Genomic DNA, 18995 nt, shown 5'->3' with positions numbered 1-18995 from the left:
AGAGCGTGCCTTTTTAACGTTATCTGCTGACAATTATGTGCAACTTAAAGATGAATATATTGCAGAGAGTTAAAAGACCTCTGTTAATACTATTTGTCCTGCCGAGTTGTACTGCTCGTCTTCTATTAATTGCTCGGCCAGTTCTTCATAGTCAAAGCGGTGTGTTTCAAAGTAATTGATCGCGCCGCTTTGATCAGCAAAATCATATTTATCCGTGTCGATAACACACTCGACCATCATTCCACTGACTTGTGCATAAAACACAAGCAGTTTGTCTTGTGCCTTGTATTCAACTCTATCTATAAATTGAATCGCTTGGTTCATGCGAGTTCTCCACTTTTTAATGCAGCAACCACGGGCAGTATTTCTGGCATTTTATTACGCCATATATAATAAGCTTGTGCGGCTTGTCCAACCAACATGCCACTGCCATCCAGTGTAATACAGCTAGGATTAACGGCTTTAACCCAGCTTATAAATGCGGTGGCGTGATTGGCGTAAAACATATCGTAGGCACATGAGCAGTGAACGACATGCTCTTGAGCAATACCGGGTAAGTCACCTGTAACACTGCTCGAAGTAGAATTAATCACGATATCATAGTGTTCATTCGGTATTTCATCTAAAGCGCACCCTTTAACATCTCCTTGCTCTGCAAAAATAGAAGCTAACATATGTGCTTTTTCGGCAGTGCGATTCGCGATGATCAACGTCGCGATACGCTCATTTAAAAGAGGTTGAATTATGCCACGTGCTGCACCGCCGGCACCAATCAACAAAATCCGTTTTGCTTTTAACGTGACATTATTGGCCAGTAAGTCTTTCACTAAACCTATACCGTCAGTGTTGTCGCCAAATAAACGACCATCGTCAAGGCGTTTAATCGTATTTACCGCACCGGCGACTTTCGCTTGTTCACTTAGCTCATCAACCATTGCATACGCTTGCTCTTTAAAAGGCAAAGTAACATTAGCACCTTTGCCACCCGCAGCGAAAAAGCGTGATACGGTTTTTTCAAATGCATCGGTTGGTGCTAAAATGGCGCTGTAATCAATTTGCTCACCTAATGAGGTCGCAAACTGTTTATGTATTGCGGGTGATTTCGAGTGTTTTATTGGATTTCCAAAAACCGCGTATTTATCCATAGTGAAGCAACCTCTTTGCCTTGTAGAGCTTTTATTAATATTATGATTAAACGACTTTTTTCTAAATCGAAAGCAGAGCCTGAAACACCCACGCCAGAAAAAACACCTTACGAAATTATTGGTGGTGAAGCCGGTGCTCGTGCCATTGCAAACCGATTCTACGACATAATGGCCTGTGATGAATACGCCAAACCATTATATGATATGCATCCACAACCACTTGATAGAATTCGCCAAGTATTTTTTGAATTTCTTTCCGGTTGGTTAGGCGGCCCCGATCTCTTCGTAGAGAAATACGGTCATCCGATGCTCAGAAAGCGTCACATGCCATTCCCAATTGATCAAGACCTACGTGATCAATGGATGTATTGTATGAATAAAACGCTGGATATCGAAATCGATAATCCTTTATTGCGTGAAGGGTTAAGACAGTCTCTTTCACAACTTGCCAGCCACATGATCAATCAACATTAATTAGCTAAGCTTGAGCTATATCAATATACGCTTTTTCTAAATAAAGATAATACTCTTTCCTTAGTTTAGTGGAAGCGTCGTCAAGTGAAGTCTATCCAATTTAAAATTTATACATTGCTTGCAATTACTGGTGTGCTGGTCTTATTTGCCAGCATATTTAGCAGTGCTCAGCAGCAACAAGCCCTCGCGCAAGATACCGTTGAAAGTAATATTAAGTTACTAGCCGATAACTACTTTGACTCTATCAATACCATGATGTTAACAGGCACAATGGCAAACAGAGAAATTCTGAGTAATAAATTAAGAAGCCATGAAAACATTGAAGACGCGCACATTATCCGCAGCGCTATTGTTAATAAGCTCTACGGCCCCGGAAATGCGAACCAAGCAGCGAATACTGACGCTGAGCGCGATGCATTAAAAGGCACCGAAGCGCTGTATATCGATAAAAACAACAGCACCATGACCTACTTAAAACCCATGTTTGCAACACGTGATTATAAAGGCACGAACTGTCTAGGGTGCCATCAAGCACAGGAAGGTGATGTTCTTGGGGTGGTAAAAATCAGTTATTCACTGGCTGATATTGAGCATGAAGTGTCACAAAACACCTTGATGAATACTTTATTGTTATCAACCATTTTTATTGCTGCTTTTATGCTACTGGCCATGTTATTCAGAAAGATTTTTATAAAACGATTAAAAATCATCAGTCATACCATGCATTTAGCAACCACCAATAAAGATTTGAGCCTCAATATTAATGATGACCACAATGACGAGTTAAGTTCATTGGCCACCAGCTTTAACCACATGATTAGCGCCTTTAAAGACAACATTGCGCAAGTGTCGCATTCATCTAAAGTGCTGATCCACTCAGCCGAGAGCATCTATGCTTCGGCCGACGCCACAGAGCAAGCCATCTTGCAGCAAAAACAAGGCACAGACTCAGTGGCTGCTGCGATAAATGAACTTGAAAGCTCATCAAGTGAAGTGAAAAATACCACTCACTTTGCGTCTGAAAAATCAGAACACAGTAACCAACTTGCACAGCAAAGCTTAGAAGTAGCGGAACACACCGAGCTGAGTATTAATCAGCTTGCAGCAGATGTAAGAGCAGCCGCAGATCAAGTATCACAATTGCAAGCGCAAACCCTCGATGTTGGTAAAGTTCTTGAAGTGATCAGCAGCATTGCCGAGCAAACCAATTTACTGGCCTTGAATGCAGCCATTGAAGCGGCACGTGCAGGTGAAGCTGGACGAGGCTTTGCGGTTGTTGCTGATGAGGTAAGAACTTTGGCGAATAGAACACACGACTCAACAGACGAAATTCGCCGCACTATTGATAAGTTACAACACGAGGCGGCCCAAACGGTCAATACCATGAATAATTCGAGTGCAGAAGCCGATGAACGGGCTGTGCAAGTAAAACAAGTGGCAAAAGCACTGCGTGATATCTCTGCACAGATGAGTGAAATAAACCAACTCAACGTGCAAATTGCCGATGCCACAGAGCAGCAAAATTTAGCCGCAGAAGAAATAAACCAAAGTGTTGTCGCGATTAGTGATAATGCCGAACATTCCTTGGTTGATGCCCATGAAAATCAAAAAGTCAGTGAAGAGTTAGTCTCGTTAGCACGCTCTTTAGATGAGCAAGTAAGGCGTTTTAAATTAAGCTAAATTGCGCACTTTATGCACAACTGATAGAGTAGAGAACACTATTTCGCGACAGATATGGACGTTTAAATGAAATATACCCCTACTCTTTTAGTGTGTGCAGGTTTAGTGTGTGCTGGGCTTATTGCCGTTTTGTATGCTTCATTCTCTCGAGATTCACATCCCTTCACTGAAACGGCCTACTCAAATGACCTGCTTTACCACGATGATATTCAGTTTATTGCCAACTCACTGCTTACTTCAGATAAAACAACTAAAAGTGATGATTATGAACAGCTCATTATAAAAGGCTTTGACACATTGATTCAGCACCCTGAATTTTATGAAGTGAAGCTCGACTTTTATGCGTGTGATAACACAAAGTGTCTAACGCAAATCAGTGCTCCCATTAAGACTTCTGAGCATGAGCTGGCTATTTTGAAAAGCGAAATTTTATTTAGCATTTTGGCAGAGCTGCCAAGCAGAAAAAACGTTGTCACCACCGTAGATAATGACAACGCAAAGTTGTTTAGAGTTATTTCAGCACTCGATTAAAGCTGCCACTGACGAGCAATAAGCGCTTCTTCTGTTGTGTTAAGCCATGCTTGTGGGCGTAAATAATATTGATATAGCTTCGCTTCAGGGCTATCCACCGCAGGTGCATAGTTATATTCCCAGCGCGCTAATGGTGGCATCGACATCAAAATAGACTCTGTACGCCCGCCGGTTTGTAAACCAAATAAGGTGCCTCGGTCCCACACTAAATTAAATTCGACATAACGGCCGCGGCGATAAAGTTGAAAATCTCGCTGTTGCTCTGTTGTTGGTGTCTCTTTTCGACGCTCAATAATAGGTAAATAAGCGTCTAAGAACCCATTACCAACTGCTTGCATGAAAGCAAAGCTTTGCTCAAAGCCAAGCTCATTTAGGTCATCAAAAAATAAACCACCTACTCCGCGAGTTTCACTGCGGTGCTTTAAGTAGAAATAATCATCACACCAGGTTTTATATTTATCGTAAACACCGTCACCGAACGGCTGACATAAATCATGCGCAACTTGGTGCCAATGCTGTACATCTTCAAAAACAGGGTAATAAGGTGTTAAATCAAAACCACCACCAAACCACCAGATAGGCGCTTCCCCATCTTTTTCAGCAATAAAAAAGCGTACATTAGCGTGACTAGTTGGAATGTGTGGGTTTTTTGGGTGGATCACCAGCGATACACCACACGCATGGAAACTACGACCAGCAAGTTCTGGACGATGAGCCGTCGCTGATGCTGGCATTGAAGCACCAAATACATGCGAGTAGTTGACCCCTCCTTGCTCAATAACATCTCCCCCTTGAATCACCCGCGTACGACCACCGCCGCCTTCTTCGCGCTGCCAATTATCTTCAACAAATTTTGCTTTGCCATCGGCGTTTTCAAGGCCCTTACAAATGCTATCTTGTAGGGCCATTAGGTATGTTTTTACTTGTTGGAGTAGCTCGCTTTGCATGTTTATCCTCTGAATACTTTGCCGGTCATTGCATCTTTAATCACACTAGGTTGACTATTGCCACCGAGTGGCTCATCGACATAAAAATCAACACGATCAGCGAACTCTCTTTTAGCGTGCGTAATACTCATCACTGTAGGCTGGCCGGTTAAGTTTGCGCTGGTTGAAACCATTGGTTTACCAAACTGCTGGCAAAGGGCTTTAACAGTTGGATGATTAGTGACACGTACAGCAATACTATCAAACTGGCCTGTTAACCACTTAGGTGTCTCTTTTGCCGCTGGCATGACCCATGTAATTGCACCCGGCCACTGCGAAAAAATATCAGCACGTTTATCCATCGGGATCTTAGCATCATCAACATACTTTAATAACTGACCATAATTATCAGCAATTAAAATTAAGCCTTTTTCAACGGGGCGTTGTTTGATTGCTAGTAGCTTTTCTACAGCAGCTTGATTATCAGGGTCACAGCCAAGACCGAATACTGCTTCGGTTGGGTAAACAATCACACCGCCTTGTTGTAATGCATCAATGGCATTGACAGGTTGAGCAACAGGATCAGACAAAGAAACTCTCCTAATTTAAGCAAATAACGAGTGTATTAAGATTCTATAAGCTTGTGCATACACGACTTCTGAGGGCATTGTAGCACAACACCCGAGGCCATTTTCTTTTCATTCATAACAGGCCACTGGCACGCTGGGCATACCTGAGCAACGGGTTTATGGTTCAGTGTGTATTTACATCGAGGGTAGCAGTCACAGGAATAAAAGGTCTTGCCAAATTTATTGCTACGCGCAACCAACTGCCCTTTTTTACACTTAGGGCACGCAGGCAAAGTGGGTGCATCGTTAGCATCTTCATCATGCGCTATGTAGTGACAGTCAGGGTAACCTGTACACCCTATAAACATACCGTAACGACCATTCTTGATCACAAGCGGTCTAGTACACTCGGGACATGCACTGTCTTCGAGTACTTTAATTTGCTGGCTGTCATGATGAGCAAGTGGGCGAATATAGTCGCATTTAGGGTAACTGGCGCACCCTAAAAATGGGCCTGATTTAGAGTGTCGCATAACCAATTCAGAACCACATTTAGGGCAAACCTCATACTCTTTTTCTAACGCATGTTTATCTGCAGAAAAAAGAGAATGGTCGATTTTACTCATAAGATTCCTGTGAGGCTGGCTAATTTTCGCTTAATATACCCAAACTCAGCAAAGATACAAGCAAAGTCGAAAGCGACGAGCCACCATGCTCTGCCAGCGGCAATGCATTAATGAAGCACGTCGGCTGGTTCGTCAAAGATCAGGTCTTCCATTTGCGCATATGCTTGCTCTGAGCCGGGCACATTAAATAGCACCATTAACACCACCCATTTTAAATCTTCTAAATGGATAAATGGTTTATCAAGGGCGCACAATCTATCAATAACCATTTCACGGGTTATTGTATTGATGACACCGATTTGCTCAATAAACATTAAGAAGCCTCGGCATTCTGTGCTCAACATTTGGCATTCGCTATCTGTGTAGATGCGCGTAGCATGTTGTGGCTGCGCATTTAAATAAGGGCACACATCACTTTGTTGCAGATCTGCGAGCTGCTCAAGCCAATCAAGTGCTTTGTAGATTTCAGGTTTGTTAAAACCAGCACGCACCAACTCATCGGTGAGCTCGTTTTCTTCCGTGAAGATTTCAGCTTCGCTATGGATATAGTTTTCAAAAAGATACATGAGGATGTCAAACATATTTATGTCCTCCAAGTCTTATATAACCATCTAGCACTCGTTCGACTTTATCGGCGAGCTCTAGGTCAAGTAACCGAGCTTGTACTTCATCGATTGGTAGTTGGCTGCGTTGAGTTATTACATCCACGCTGGTTACCTCAAACCCTATACTTTTGAACACTGGGCAGTCGAGTTCATCTGCAATAGGCTGTTCTATATTATATAGACTGTTTTCACAAAAAAAGCTCACTTCATCAAGAATGTCACTCACATTTTCAACTAATTTAGCACCTTGCTTAATTAAAAAGTGACTCGCCTCTGAGAGAGGGTTCTTAATTGACCCCGGTACTGCAAACACTTCTTTATTTTGCTCCAAGGCATAACGCACAGTGACTAAAGAGCCGCTTTTTATTTGCGCTTCTACAATTAATACCCCTAATGACAAACCAGAGATAATGCGATTACGACGCGGAAAATTTGTCGCATTGGCAGCGGTTCCTGGCAAAAACTCCGACACCAACAAGCCGCGTTCTGCCACGTGCTTAGTTAATAATTTATGACGTTTAGGGTAGGTAATATCAAGCCCCGTCCCGAGCACTGCAATTGTATTACCACTTCCCGCTAAAGCCCCTTTATGCGCTGCTCCATCAATCCCCAGCGCCATACCCGACGTTATCGTCATACCGAGTAATGACAACTGATGCGCAAACTCAGCGGCAATCTCTGACCCCGTAGGCGTTGCATTGCGACTGCCCACTATTGCTATTTGTGGCGACGTTAATAATGCAACGTTACCCAAACAAAATAACAGTAAAGGCGCACTGGCAATGTGTTTCAATAAAGGCGGATAGCAATCATCAAAGTAACAAATTACGGTTAATTGTTGTTGCTTAATAAGGGTTTGGTAATGTTCAACCTGATGCCAATCGGTATTGGTGAGGTTATTAGCTTGGCTTTGTGTTAAGCCTAAACTCTGCAATTGTGCGTTCGTCAGAGCGAAGAGTTCACTCAGTTCGTGTTTTTGGCTTAGCGCTATAAGGGTTTTAACCCCTATCCCTTTACATAAATAAAAGGCAAGCCAGTGAGCTAGCTTGCCTGAATACTGTTCCATGCTCCCTCCTTAGAGCGTCCTCAGAGGAGTTAGTTTATGACGGCATAATCTCCAACTCTAATAGGATGCTGATTTTTTACAATCAGTGCATAACTGACGGTATCGTAAACCTTAAATACCATTAGCTCACCGACTTTCTCCTTTGGCATATGCCATACTTTACTGTCTTCGTCCGCCTCTACACCTAAAAAGTCATTCGTATCAGTGATTAACTTTTCAAGGCTGGTTGAATCTTCGCGATAGCGCGGACCATTTGCGCCATCAAACACTTCTGGAGACTGACGTTGAATATCAAGTACAAAACCAGGTTTAACTTGGTCTGACCCTAAATTTAGCACAACAATATCCATTGTACTAAATTCACGAAGTTCAGTGGCAGACGAAATAATTGTGCCATTCATTGTGGTATCAGGGCGTTTCATTGTGAAGTATGCCGGCAGCAATTGACCATCCATTGCTGGCATCAAGAAATCATTTGGTCTAATTTCTTGTTTAATCAACTCAATTTTCACTGAAGCCGGGATCCCATTAGCAACATCACCGCTTCTAAATGCACGCACAATGGCGACCAACTCTGCTTTATTAGCCAACACTTCTTGTGAAGTCGGGTCAATTAACTCAGAGCCTTTACGATATACTGCATACGCTTCATTTAGGTTTAAGTCCCCTTTTACGTAAAGAATATGATCCATCGTGTTCATTTTAGTATTAACGCTGGCACCTAAGATATACGGTTTTTCAGCAATCACATCCGCGCTAATAGCCTGCTCATAACTTAAGTAAGGACGCAATAATTCCAGGGGCAAAGTCGGTACGGCCTGCTTACCTTTCGGAGTTATTCGCCCTTCAGGAGACAGCTTTTTATAGCGCGCATTCTTCACGAGACGCGGATTTCCATCTTTATCGTAGATTAAAGTGAGCGCATCACCGGGGTAGATTAAATGTGGATTAGCAATTTGCGGATTCATTTGCCATAAATCAGGCCATTGCCATGGTTCATTGAGATACACGCCAGAAATGTCCCAAAGCGTATCACCCTTTTTCACAACATATTGTTTTGGAGCATCTTTTTTTATTGTTAACACATCAGCAGATGCTGTAAAAGCGCAGCTAATGGCTAACATAGCCGCAACTAATGGATGTCTCATTTGGCTTCCTTGTGTTGTTTTTAGATTATTATCAACCAAAACCTGTTAAAGGTGAACACGAATGGCTAAAATAAGAGCATACAATACCCTAAATGAATCACAAGTGTAAAAGGTAACTATGGCTAGGTTAGAAGTTTTAAGATTTCCGGATGAGCGTTTACGTACAATCGCGAAAGAAGTACCAGAAGTAAACGACGAAGTTCGTCAAATCGTCAAAGATATGCTTGAAACGATGTATGACGAAAACGGTATCGGCTTAGCAGCTACGCAAGTAGATATCCACCAGCGAATCGTGGTCATCGATGTCTCTGAAGAACGTGACCAACCACTGGTATTAATTAATCCAGAAATAACTCAAAAAGATGGCTCAACAGTGAGCGAAGAAGGTTGTTTATCTGTTCCTTATTCATATGCGAAAGTTGACCGTGCAGAAACAGTCACTGTTAAAGCGCTTAACGAACATGGCGAAACATTCAGTTTAGATGCTGATGAATTACTGGCTATTTGTATTCAGCATGAGCTTGATCATCTTAAAGGCACCCTGTTTATTGATTATTTATCACCATTAAAGCGCCAACGTATCCGTAAAAAGCTTGAAAAAGAAGCAAAGCTCGCTGCTAAATAATAAGTTTATCGATAGGAATTTCTGTGACACAACCATTACGCATTATTTTTGCTGGTACGCCAGACTTTGCTGCGCGCCATTTACAAGCACTGATTGATTCAGAGCATGACATTGTTGGCGTGTACAGCCAACCAGACCGCCCTGCGGGTCGCGGTAAAAAACTAAAAGCAAGCGAAGTAAAAGAGCTGGCTGTTGCTCATAATTTACCCGTTTTTCAACCTGAGTCTCTTAAGTCAGATGAGGCGCTCGCTGAGCTACAAACCCTTAACGCCGACATCATGATTGTGGTCGCGTATGGCTTATTGCTACCTAAAGCAGTTTTAGAGACACCTCGCCTTGGTTGCTTAAATGTTCATGGTTCGATTTTACCGCGTTGGCGCGGTGCAGCACCGATTCAACGTGCAATTTGGGCTGGCGACAGTGAAACTGGCGTAACCATAATGCAGATGGATGAAGGCTTAGATACCGGCGATATGCTCCATATTAGTCGCTGTCCAATCGATAGCGCAGAAACCAGCAGTTCACTTTACGACAAGCTTGCGGCACTTGGACCTGAGGCGCTCATTAGTACGATAAACCGCCTTGCTGCCGGTGAGATAGTACCTGAAAAACAAGATGACAATCTTGCCAATTATGCGAAAAAGCTCTCTAAAGACGAAGCAAACATTGATTGGACCCAGGACGCAGCACAAATTGAGCGTAATATTCGCGCCTTTAATCCATGGCCTGTTTGCTTTACCCAAATGGCAGGTCAAACGGTAAAGATTTGGCAGGCTGAAATCGTCTCTCACACCGCTAAAGCAGGTAAAATTATCGCCGCTGATAAGCAAGGTATTACCGTTGCCTGCGGTCAAGATGCTCTTAAGATCACCCTACTTCAACCGCAAGGCAAAAAACCAATGGCAGTGAGCGATTTTTTAAATGGCCGCAGCGACTGGGTTGAACCTGGCTCAGTATTAGGGCAAAACAATGAGTAATGTTAGAGCACTTGCTGCTGAAACTCTGTATAACGTGGTTGATAAAGGTGCATCGTTAAACCAAGAATTGCCCTTTGCAAGCCAAGGTTTATCGCCAAAAGATAAAGCCTTACTACAACAAATTTGCTACGGTGTGCTGCGTTATTTACCTAGCCTCGAAAATTACTGTCAGCAACTTTTAGATCAACCGCTAAAAGGCAAGCGCCGTATTTTCCAGTTCTTGTTGTATGTGGGCATTTACCAACTTCAGCATATGCGTGTTCCACCGCATGCTGCTATCAGTGAAACCGTTAATGCATTACAACAAATGCGTGCGCTAGGTTTAAAAGGCTTAATTAACGCTATTTTACGAAGTTTCCAACGTGAACAAGCCGAGCTTGAAGAAAAAGCCAAGCAAATCCCTGTTTGCCAATACAACCACCCTGGGTGGTTTATTAAGCACATTACGGCAGCCTACCCTGATAACTGGCAAGATATTCTTGAAGCAAACCAACAACAAGCTCCAATGTGGTTACGTGTAAATCAAGCACAATATAGCACGCAAGAATACAGCGACATGCTCAAAGCAAATGACATTGAACACAGCCTCAATGCTGATTTTCCAGATGGTATTAAACTTGCCAAGCCATGCGATGTATTTTCTTTACCTGAGTTTGAAACAGGTGCATGCTCTGTCCAAGATGCGGCGGCGCAGTTAGCAGCACGTTTTTTAGATCCACAAGATGATGAGCTGATTCTTGATGCCTGTGCAGCGCCAGGCGGTAAAACCTGCCATATTTTGGAGCTTGCTGATGCCGATGTATTAGCACTAGATAGCGACAGTGAACGCTTAGAGCGTGTAAAACAAAATTTAGTACGTATTGGCCTTGCCGCTGATTTGCAGTGTGCCGATGCATCACAGCCGCATATTTGGTGGGACGAAAAGCAGTTCGATCGAATTTTACTTGATGTGCCTTGTTCTGCCACCGGTGTTATTCGTCGCCACCCTGATATTAAATGGTTGCGTAGAGCGTCAGATATTGAAGACCTTGCACACTTACAAGGTGATATTCTCAACAGTATCTGGCCTCTGCTTAAACCGGGTGGTACGTTAGTGTATGCAACCTGCTCAGTGTTACCACAAGAAAATCAGCAACAAGTTGCCACGTTTCTTGCTAACAACAGCAATGCAGAGCATATACCACTGCATGAAAACGATACTCCAACGTTACCTGGCTTGCAATTGCTACCGGGTGAGAGCGATGGTTTCTACTATGCAAAGCTAGTTAAAAAACATTCATAAGAATACACCATGAAAATAATCATACTCGGTGCCGGACAAGTCGGCGGCACATTAGCAGAAAACCTCGTTGGTGAGCAAAACGAGATCACAGTGGTTGATATCGACGGTAACCGCTTACGCGAGCTGCAAGATAAGTACGATCTACAGGGGGTTACTGGTCACAGTGCTCACCCAGATGTACTGCGTCGCGCAGGCGCAGAAGACGCCGATATGATTATTGCGGTAACCAGTTCTGATGAAGTGAACATGGTTGCCTGCCAAGTCGCCTACAGTATTTTTAATACGCCCACCAAAATTGCGCGTATTCGCTCAGAGCAATACTTAAAGTACCGCGAAAAGCTGTTCCATAATGACGACTTACCGGTTGATCACTACATTGCTCCAGAAGCCTTAGTGACTAAGTATATTCGTCGATTAATAGACTATCCGGGTGCTTTACAAGTGCTGCAGTTCGCTGATGGTATGTTATCACTGGTTGCAGTAAAAGCTTACTATGGTGGCTTATTAGTTGGGTATGCGCTGTCGGCATTGAAAGAACATATTCCCAATGTAGAAACCCGTGTAGCAGCAATTTACCGACAAGGTAAAGCAATTAAACCACTCGGCACAACCGTGATTGAGGCTGACGATGAAGTGTTCTTTATCGCCGCAACAAAACACATTCGAGCGGTCATGAATGAGCTGCAAAAACTTGAACGCTCATACAAGAAAATCATGATTGCAGGTGGGGGTAATATTGGTGCAGGTTTGGCGCGCTCACTAGAAAAAAATCACAGTGTTAAACTTCTTGAGCGTAATAAAGAACGTGCGGCACAGCTCTCTGAGTTACTCGACAATACCGTTGTGTTCTGTGGTGATGCCTCTGATCAAGAACTGCTCTCAGAAGAGCACATTGAACAAGTTGATGTGTTCATTGCTGTTACAAACGACGACGAAGCAAACATTATGTCGGCCATGCTTGCTAAACGCATGGGCGCACAAAAAACCATGGTGCTGATCCAACGCGGCGCCTATGTTGACCTCGTTCAAGGCGGTGAAATAGATATTGCCATTTCACCACAACAAGCGACTATCTCAGCTCTGTTAACGCATGTTCGCCGCGGTGATATCGTTAACGTTTATTCATTACGTAAAGGCGCGGCTGAAGCAATTGAAGCCGTAGCCCATGGCGATGAACATACATCGAAAGTTGTTGGCCGCGCGATTGCCGATATCAAGCTACCCGCAGGCACCACTATTGGTGCAATTGTGCGTAATGACGATGTACTCATTGCTCATGATGATACGGTGATTCAGTCGGGTGACCATGTGATCATGTTCCTAATCGACAAGAAACACATCACGGTTGTTGAAAAGCTGTTCCAAGTTAGCGCTATTTTCTTATAGACCAAAAACATGAAAATAAAAAAGCAGCCATGACGGCTGCTTTACGACTCTTGAAGTGAAAGTAGTTAACCAGAGTCTCTGGTTACGAACCTATTGAATCTGTGCGAACTCTTCTTTTGAAAGCTCTCCGTTACCATCGCTATCAAGCTCAGGAAATAGTTTTTCAAGCTGCATATTTACAGATGCTTCTTCTTTGCTGATCACGCCATCGCCGTTGGTATCAAATGTAGAAAAACTGACGCCTTGAGCAAACGCTGCTGATGACGTTGCTAATGCTAAAATAGCCAATGTTGTGTTGATGTGTTTCATAATAACTGCCTCAAAATTTGAAAAGAGTGAAGTCCGTTTCTGAGATCCCTGTTTAGTGGAAATTGGCTTTGTTACTCGGCCGCTGAAAATTCTGTTTCAGTCAGTACGCCATCACCATCGACATCCAGTGTTTTAAATTGTGACATGATTTTTGCGTCGACTGATGCTTCACTTTTGCTTATCACGCCATCGCCATCTACATCCAATGTATCAAAGTCAGTGGCAGCAAAAACAGCTGAAGAAGATGCAAGTGCAATTAGGGCTAGTGTTTTATTTACTGTCTTCATAATCATATTCCTTCAATATTTAACTAAAAAAGTGTTAGCTGATCACACGCTCCTGGTTGTTCTTTGTCATGGATTCCCTTATCCATTTAGGCTGTCTTTGGCAGCTCAGAACTAATCAGCTAGATAACTTGGCTTGCTTAATTTCATTAAGCTTTTGAAAATTCTTGTTTTGATAACTCACCGTTACCGTCAGTGTCTAATTCGCTAAACTTACTCATTAGCTCTGCATCGACGGATGCTTCGCTTTGGCTAATAACGCCATTGCCATCAACGTCTAGCGTTTCGAAATCGCTCATCGCAAATGCGGCTGATGAAGAGATAAGTGCCACAAGGGCTAATGTTTTATTTACTGTGTTCATAATGTAATCCTTCAAATAGTAGCTTTAAGTAAGAAGTCCTTTTCAATGTGTCCTTACACTGAAATTATGCTTTCGCGAACTCTTCTTTTGATAGTTCGCCATTACCGTCGGTATCAAGCTCTTTAAACTGGCTCATTAACGGTGAGCTTACAGATGCTTCGCTTTTACTGATTGCTCCATCGCCATCGACATCTAGCGTTTCAAAATCCACCGCTGCAAATGCAGTTGATGAAGCGACAAGGGCAATAATTGCACATGTTTTGTGTAACGTTTTCATAATCACTATTCCTTCAATGTTGTCTAAACTGCGATAGAGGACTAATTCCTAAATCAACTTTCTCTGTGTTCGCTTTAACTATTTCAACTTCAATGCCAAAGTTTAAAAAACGCTATAAATCATGAGGTTAAGTTTGTTTTTTAGTAAATTAGGGGAAAACTGGCTGTTATTTTGTTGCTTTTTAGCAACAAGCAATGAGGTGAGAAAATTTTTTATCTATTAATCAATAAGTTAAAAAAGCAAAAACAGAGACATCTGCCGTTTTTTGTCACTAAAACAGAGAAAATATTGCGTGTGGGGGCTAAACCGTAGATGAATGGCAACACGCCTCAAAAAAAATAAAAATATTTTTAACGCTTAATCATCTGATTTAAATGGGTTTTATATATTTATATCGATTATTTTTGATTAATTTTTAGAGAAAAAGTGAAAAACAGTCATTTTGTTGCAAAATGGCGAATCAATGCTCGTTAACTCGTTATCTCTAATACCGAAAGGTCTATGAGGTGCTCTTTCATAAAGACGTTCATTTCATTTTCACTGGTATTGAGCTGCACACCAAACTGATAGCCCGACTCTCGTTTGCGGACTCTGCATACCTTGCCTGTAAATTCACGTTTACTGAGCACCACCTGACACGCTTGTGCTTTCAAATGACTAAGGTCGGCCTCGCTGTTAATCTCAAATTGCACACCGGCAAGTGAAATGTCTTTAATTACGCCTTCATATACTTGTTCATCTATAACAAGCTTGGCGGGAAACAAAGTGGGGATCCGCGCTTCGCTGCGCAAGCTAAAGAGTTGTACTTGTTGGGGAAAATGTAAAAATATCAATCGACAAGGGTGTGAAGCAACGGCTTTTATCTGCTGACGAAATGCAATAACCTGCCCACCCCCGCTTTCTAAAACAGCCCGAACAATCACCATAACCCCCTCTTTGATAAAGTCACCCGCATTCGGCAAACGTTTTACAGGGGGATAGTTAAGTATGATGTACTGCTCGTTAAGTAAGCCAATAAATTCAATTTTGACACGCTTACTTTCTGTCGCAGTTATTATTTCAACATCGACCACACTCCCTGCGGGTATATAGGTTAGTTTTTCTAAATTAAGTTGCTGCTGCGTTTTTGGCATTGTTTCTCTACTCCTTGAAAAATAACCAAATAAAACCTTAACCGCGCCAGAATGTTGGGGTAAATAAAACTAATAAAGTGAATATTTCAAGACGACCAAACACCATCGCGATTGTTAACAACCACTTTGCCGTATCAGATATCGCGCCATAATGCGCCGCGACTTCACCCAAACCTGGGCCTAAGTTGTTTAAACACGCCGCCGTCGCTGAAAAAGCACTTATATTGTCCATGCCTGTGCCCATTAAGGCCAGCATGATAATAACAAAAACCAGTGCATAAGCAGAAAAGAACCCCCAAACGGCTTCGACCACTTTATCGGGGAGCGCTTTACGACCGAGCTTTATAGAGTATATAGCCCGCGGGTGAACTAAGCGGTTTAATTCACGTATCCCTTGCAAGTACAGAAGGAAAACCCTTACAACTTTCATACCGCCGCCCGTCGAGCCCGCACAGCCGCCGATAAAGCTCGAAAAAATAAGTAAGATAGGTAAGAACAATGGCCAAGCAGAAAAATTATCTGTCGCAAAGCCCGCGGTAGTACTCATTGAGACAGCTTGAAACATTGCTTGATCGAGCGTTTCATCACCATCTGCATAAATATTATTAGAAGAGAGTACCGTAAAACAAATAATCACTAGCGCTAACTGAATAAGTAAAAACACTTTAAATTCAGGGTCGCGCAAGTAAACACGAATACTGCGCGAGGAGACCGCAGCGTAGTGCAACGAAAAGTTAATCGCCGCAATCAGCAAAAACACCACACAAATAAAGTTTATTAATGGGCTGTCAAATTGCCCCATAGACGCATCGTATGTAGAGAATCCCCCAATTGCGATGGTTGAGAAAGCATGACAAATCGCATCAAACCAATCCATACCCGCTCCCCAATAGGCAAGCGTACATGCGATGGTCAGCGACACATAAATGTACCAAAGGTGTTTGGCGGTATCGGCAATCCGCGGGGTCATTTTCGAGTCTTTAACAGGCCCTGGAGTTTCAGCACGGTATAACTGCATACCACCAACACCTAGCATCGGTAATACAGCGACGGCCAATACAATGATCCCCATACCACCTAGCCACTGCAGTTGCTGACGATAAAAAAGCACTGATTTGGGTAAGTATTCAATCCCCGTTAAAACGGTTGCTCCTGTGGTAGTCAGCCCCGAGAAGGCCTCAAATACCGAGTCAGCGAGAGATAGGTTTGGTTCCTGTAAGAACACTAAAGGCACAGCAGCAAAGCTGCCAAGTACCAGCCAGAACAACACCACAATTAAAAAGCCTTCGCGGGCTTTTAAATCACCATGCTCATGACGGTTTGGGTAATATGCAGCTAAACCAATAACAACGCTAAAAATAAACGCAAGAACGAACGGCACACCCCCACCGTCTTTATAAATTAAAGACACCAGTGCCGGTGGGACCATCGTGATACTAAATAACGCCACCAGCTGGCCGAGAATTTTTATTATGGTACGAAATTGCATCTAGGCGTATCGCTTTCTTATTAAATGATTTAGCTAATACAGTTTATTGTCTTACAGGCTTAATTGTAAGTAAACGCTATGTATTTATTTTCCTTACTCATCCTTTTCCCATTTTTAGCTCAACGGCGCCATGAGTAAGTTCGTGTACATCGGTGATTGCCTGCTCTGCTTGGCGGCTATCAATGGTAATGTGCCAAGTAATGTTCTCGGCAAATTGCTTGTCTATTTTTAACACCTGATATTGGCTTTTTAATAACTGCTCGATTGCACCTTGTGCGCTATAGTCACTTTGCCCTATAAGTTCAACACTCGGTACTTTAGTCACAGTTTTTAGCTCGCGCATAGCGTTATTTAAACTGCCACCATATGCACGCACAAGTCCCCCCGTACCAAGCTTAATTCCCCCAAAGTAGCGTGTTACTACCGCAGTAATTTCACCGATACCTGAACCTGTCAGCACATTAAGCATGGGTTTGCCCGCCGTACCATTGGGCTCACCATCATCCGAAAAGCCATAAACATGACTCCCGCCAGGGTTTCCTGCAACATGTGCCCAGCAGTTATGACGCGCGTCACTGTATTTATCTTGTATTTCTTTAATAAACGCTTTTGCACACGCGAGGTCTGGAGTATGCGCTATGTGCACTATAAATGTACTTTTCTTTATTTCTTCTTGATAAAAAACCGGTTCGGCCGGGTATTGATATTCAGGCATATTGTTTTATCTAAAAAAATGGGGCCATGTGGCCCCTATACTCTATTTTGCTCGCCGTTAATCTAAGTGTAGATCACGGGTCATATTTTCGAGACTGTCTTCATGAACGATAATATTATCTTCAATTCGGATACCGCCAAATGGCTTTAACTCTTCAACTTTTTCCCAGTTAATAAACTGTTTATTATCGGTTTGAGCAAGGTCGCCCAATAATGAATCGATGAAGTATAAACCAGGCTCAATCGTAAATACTTGGTTCTTCTCAATTAAACGTGTGCAACGAAGGAATGGATGACCTTCAGGCGGAGCTTGGTGCGTCCCTGATTCGTCAGCCATAAAACCACCCATATCATGAACTTGTAAGCCAAGGTGATGACCCAATCCATGAGGGAAAAACGTTGAAGTAATACCGCGTTCAACAATGTCAGCGGCTGGTAATTTTACAATATTAAAATCACTCAGTACTTGCGCGACACGTTGGTGACACTCTAAATGTAACTCGCCGTATAAGAGACCGGGTTTCAATGCCTTACCTAAGGCAATTTGATGCTCAGTCATAACCTGAATGAGATCGCTAAACTCACCTGACTTTTTAAAATCATAGGTACGAGTAATATCCGCAGCATAACCGTTAAAGTTTGCACCTGCATCAATTAAAAATGAGTGATGTGTATGAGGCGCAGTTGGCTCGAAATGCGTGTAATGTAAAATGGCGCAATTTTCATTCAGTGCAACGATATTTCCGTAAGGCATCTCGTTTTCACTTTGGCGTGTAGCCATTAGATAAGCGTGCTGAATATCAAACTCAGAACCACCATTAAAGAACGTATCACGCGCCGCTTTATGACCCTCTACAGCGATACGGTTCGCTTGGCGAAGACACTCAAGTTCGTACTGCGTTTTATAAGCTCGATGGAAATGTAAGTAGTTCATCACTGGCTCAGGATTCATAATGCTGAAACCCAGCGCTTGTGCGACCTCTAAGTACTCACCGATATATGCATAATTTGCTTTATCATAAGGGAGTAGTTTTTCAACCTGATCAGGTTGTACTAAAAGCTCAATATCAAAATACTCAGCCCAAAAATCACGCGGCTCATCAGGCACTTTATGCCAAAAATCCACTGGACGATAAAAAATTAGCTTCGGCTTAGATGCACCGTCGACGACAATCCAACAATGCGGATTATCAATAACAGGTAACCAAGCTTTAAATTGCGGATTCACTTTAAACGGATAATACATGTCATCTAAGAACTGACGCTTAGCTTGGCCTGAGTGAATTACGAGCCCTTCTAAACCCTCACGTTCAGTAATAGTACGAGTACGCTGTTGCAAGGTTGCAATATGTTCGGCATATAACACCGCTAATTTATCCATAGTAAA

The 18995-nt window shown here is 42.8% G+C and carries 24 protein-coding genes (1 of these 24 running past the window's edge); 8 read left to right on the top strand and 16 right to left on the bottom strand.

The features are described from left to right. Positions 1–73, top strand: partial view of a gamma carbonic anhydrase family protein gene (locus IT970_RS00175; RefSeq protein ID WP_036973645.1) — the 3' portion only. Its footprint begins 461 nt before the window's first position; the window shows 73 of its 534 coding nt (coding positions 462–534); its start codon lies off the left edge, out of view; its stop codon occupies positions 71–73. On the opposite strand, the gene IT970_RS00170 is transcribed toward IT970_RS00175, so the two are convergent. Together IT970_RS00170 and aroE are read right to left on the bottom strand one after the other, a co-directional pair. Further along, positions 70–324 (bottom strand): DUF1488 domain-containing protein, encoded by a 255-nt coding sequence (locus tag IT970_RS00170; protein ID WP_036973646.1) that lies wholly within the window; start codon positions 322–324, stop codon positions 70–72. The two genes, IT970_RS00175 and IT970_RS00170, sit on opposite strands and share 4 nt — an antisense overlap. Continuing rightward, positions 321–1145 (bottom strand): shikimate dehydrogenase, encoded by an 825-nt coding sequence (gene aroE / locus IT970_RS00165; protein WP_196857495.1) that lies wholly within the window; start codon positions 1143–1145, stop codon positions 321–323. The genes IT970_RS00170 and aroE overlap by 4 nt, the downstream gene beginning before the upstream one ends. A 42-nt stretch (positions 1146–1187) precedes the next feature. Between aroE and IT970_RS00160 the strand changes: the two genes are divergently transcribed. From IT970_RS00160 to IT970_RS00150, 3 genes are all read left to right on the top strand, one after another. Beyond that, entirely contained in the window at positions 1188–1619 is a 432-nt protein-coding gene (locus IT970_RS00160; RefSeq protein ID WP_036973648.1) for a group II truncated hemoglobin, read from the top strand. 84 nt (positions 1620–1703) lie between these two features. Next, positions 1704–3299 carry a methyl-accepting chemotaxis protein gene (locus IT970_RS00155; RefSeq protein ID WP_074989752.1) on the top strand — a complete coding sequence of 532 codons (1596 nt, stop codon included), beginning with the start codon at positions 1704–1706 and terminating at the stop codon, positions 3297–3299. Positions 3300–3365: 66 nt separating this feature from the next. Beyond that, entirely contained in the window at positions 3366–3830 is a 465-nt protein-coding gene (locus IT970_RS00150) for a hypothetical protein (RefSeq protein ID WP_074989751.1), read from the top strand. On the opposite strand, the gene hemF is transcribed toward IT970_RS00150, so the two are convergent. From hemF to IT970_RS00120, 6 genes are all read right to left on the bottom strand, one after another. Next, positions 3827–4777 carry an oxygen-dependent coproporphyrinogen oxidase gene (gene hemF, locus IT970_RS00145; protein ID WP_196857494.1) on the bottom strand — a complete coding sequence of 317 codons (951 nt, stop codon included), beginning with the start codon at positions 4775–4777 and terminating at the stop codon, positions 3827–3829. The two genes, IT970_RS00150 and hemF, sit on opposite strands and share 4 nt — an antisense overlap. A gap of 2 nt (positions 4778–4779) precedes the next feature. Then, positions 4780–5346, bottom strand: a complete 567-nt coding sequence (locus tag IT970_RS00140) for an L-threonylcarbamoyladenylate synthase (RefSeq protein ID WP_196857493.1) — start codon at positions 5344–5346, stop codon at positions 4780–4782. Positions 5347–5381: 35 nt separating this feature from the next. Further along, positions 5382–5951: a DNA topoisomerase family protein gene (locus tag IT970_RS00135; protein ID WP_196857492.1), complete on the bottom strand. Its 570-nt coding sequence runs from the start codon at positions 5949–5951 to the stop codon at positions 5382–5384. A 107-nt stretch (positions 5952–6058) separates the two neighbouring features. Then, positions 6059–6532, bottom strand: coding sequence for a DUF494 family protein (locus IT970_RS00130; protein WP_036973655.1), 474 nt, complete (start codon positions 6530–6532; stop codon positions 6059–6061). Further along, on the bottom strand, positions 6525–7622 hold the full coding sequence (dprA, locus tag IT970_RS00125) for a DNA-processing protein DprA (protein WP_196857491.1): 1098 nt from the start codon (positions 7620–7622) through the stop codon (positions 6525–6527). The genes IT970_RS00130 and dprA overlap by 8 nt, the downstream gene beginning before the upstream one ends. 29 nt (positions 7623–7651) lie before the next feature. Next, the gene (locus IT970_RS00120) at positions 7652–8770 is read right to left on the bottom strand and encodes a LysM peptidoglycan-binding domain-containing protein (protein ID WP_036973657.1); all 1119 of its coding nucleotides are present in this window, start codon (positions 8768–8770) and stop codon (positions 7652–7654) included. A gap of 118 nt (positions 8771–8888) precedes the next feature. Between IT970_RS00120 and def the strand changes: the two genes are divergently transcribed. Genes def through trkA form a run of 4 tightly spaced genes read left to right on the top strand, consistent with a single transcriptional unit; the run spans position 8889 to position 13040 of the window. Beyond that, positions 8889–9395, top strand: coding sequence for a peptide deformylase (def, locus tag IT970_RS00115; RefSeq protein ID WP_196857490.1), 507 nt, complete (start codon positions 8889–8891; stop codon positions 9393–9395). A gap of 23 nt (positions 9396–9418) precedes the next feature. Next, complete coding sequence (fmt, locus tag IT970_RS00110) at positions 9419–10372, top strand: methionyl-tRNA formyltransferase (protein ID WP_196857489.1); 954 nt, start codon at positions 9419–9421, stop codon at positions 10370–10372. Then, a complete protein-coding gene (gene rsmB, locus IT970_RS00105; RefSeq protein ID WP_196857488.1) occupies positions 10365–11654 on the top strand; it encodes a 16S rRNA (cytosine(967)-C(5))-methyltransferase RsmB in 1290 nt (429 codons plus the stop codon). The genes fmt and rsmB overlap by 8 nt, the downstream gene beginning before the upstream one ends. A 9-nt stretch (positions 11655–11663) precedes the next feature. Then, on the top strand, positions 11664–13040 hold the full coding sequence (gene trkA, locus IT970_RS00100; protein WP_036973666.1) for a Trk system potassium transporter TrkA: 1377 nt from the start codon (positions 11664–11666) through the stop codon (positions 13038–13040). A gap of 90 nt (positions 13041–13130) precedes the next feature. Here trkA and IT970_RS00095 read toward each other — a convergent pair whose 3' ends face one another. From IT970_RS00095 to pepQ, 8 genes are all read right to left on the bottom strand, one after another. Beyond that, the gene (locus tag IT970_RS00095; protein ID WP_036973668.1) at positions 13131–13349 is read right to left on the bottom strand and encodes an EF-hand domain-containing protein; all 219 of its coding nucleotides are present in this window, start codon (positions 13347–13349) and stop codon (positions 13131–13133) included. A gap of 71 nt (positions 13350–13420) precedes the next feature. Next, positions 13421–13636: a calmodulin gene (locus IT970_RS00090; protein WP_036973670.1), complete on the bottom strand. Its 216-nt coding sequence runs from the start codon at positions 13634–13636 to the stop codon at positions 13421–13423. A gap of 146 nt (positions 13637–13782) precedes the next feature. Next, positions 13783–13995, bottom strand: coding sequence for a calmodulin (locus IT970_RS00085; protein WP_036973671.1), 213 nt, complete (start codon positions 13993–13995; stop codon positions 13783–13785). Between the two features lie 64 nt (positions 13996–14059). Further along, positions 14060–14272, bottom strand: a complete 213-nt coding sequence (locus tag IT970_RS00080; protein ID WP_196857487.1) for an EF-hand domain-containing protein — start codon at positions 14270–14272, stop codon at positions 14060–14062. A gap of 470 nt (positions 14273–14742) precedes the next feature. Beyond that, positions 14743–15405 carry a flagellar brake domain-containing protein gene (locus IT970_RS00075; protein WP_036973673.1) on the bottom strand — a complete coding sequence of 221 codons (663 nt, stop codon included), beginning with the start codon at positions 15403–15405 and terminating at the stop codon, positions 14743–14745. Between the two features lie 37 nt (positions 15406–15442). Next, entirely contained in the window at positions 15443–16894 is a 1452-nt protein-coding gene (locus IT970_RS00070) for a TrkH family potassium uptake protein (RefSeq protein ID WP_036973674.1), read from the bottom strand. A 97-nt stretch (positions 16895–16991) separates the two neighbouring features. Further along, on the bottom strand, positions 16992–17609 hold the full coding sequence (locus IT970_RS00065; protein WP_036973675.1) for a YigZ family protein: 618 nt from the start codon (positions 17607–17609) through the stop codon (positions 16992–16994). A gap of 57 nt (positions 17610–17666) precedes the next feature. Beyond that, positions 17667–18989 (bottom strand): Xaa-Pro dipeptidase, encoded by a 1323-nt coding sequence (gene pepQ / locus IT970_RS00060; protein ID WP_196857486.1) that lies wholly within the window; start codon positions 18987–18989, stop codon positions 17667–17669. Positions 18990–18995: the final 6 nt, after the last annotated feature.

The organism is Pseudoalteromonas sp. A41-2 (assembly GCF_015767615.1).
Classification (GTDB): domain Bacteria; phylum Pseudomonadota; class Gammaproteobacteria; order Enterobacterales; family Alteromonadaceae; genus Pseudoalteromonas; species Pseudoalteromonas lipolytica.
This window is presented reverse-complemented; position numbering and strand designations above follow the sequence as displayed.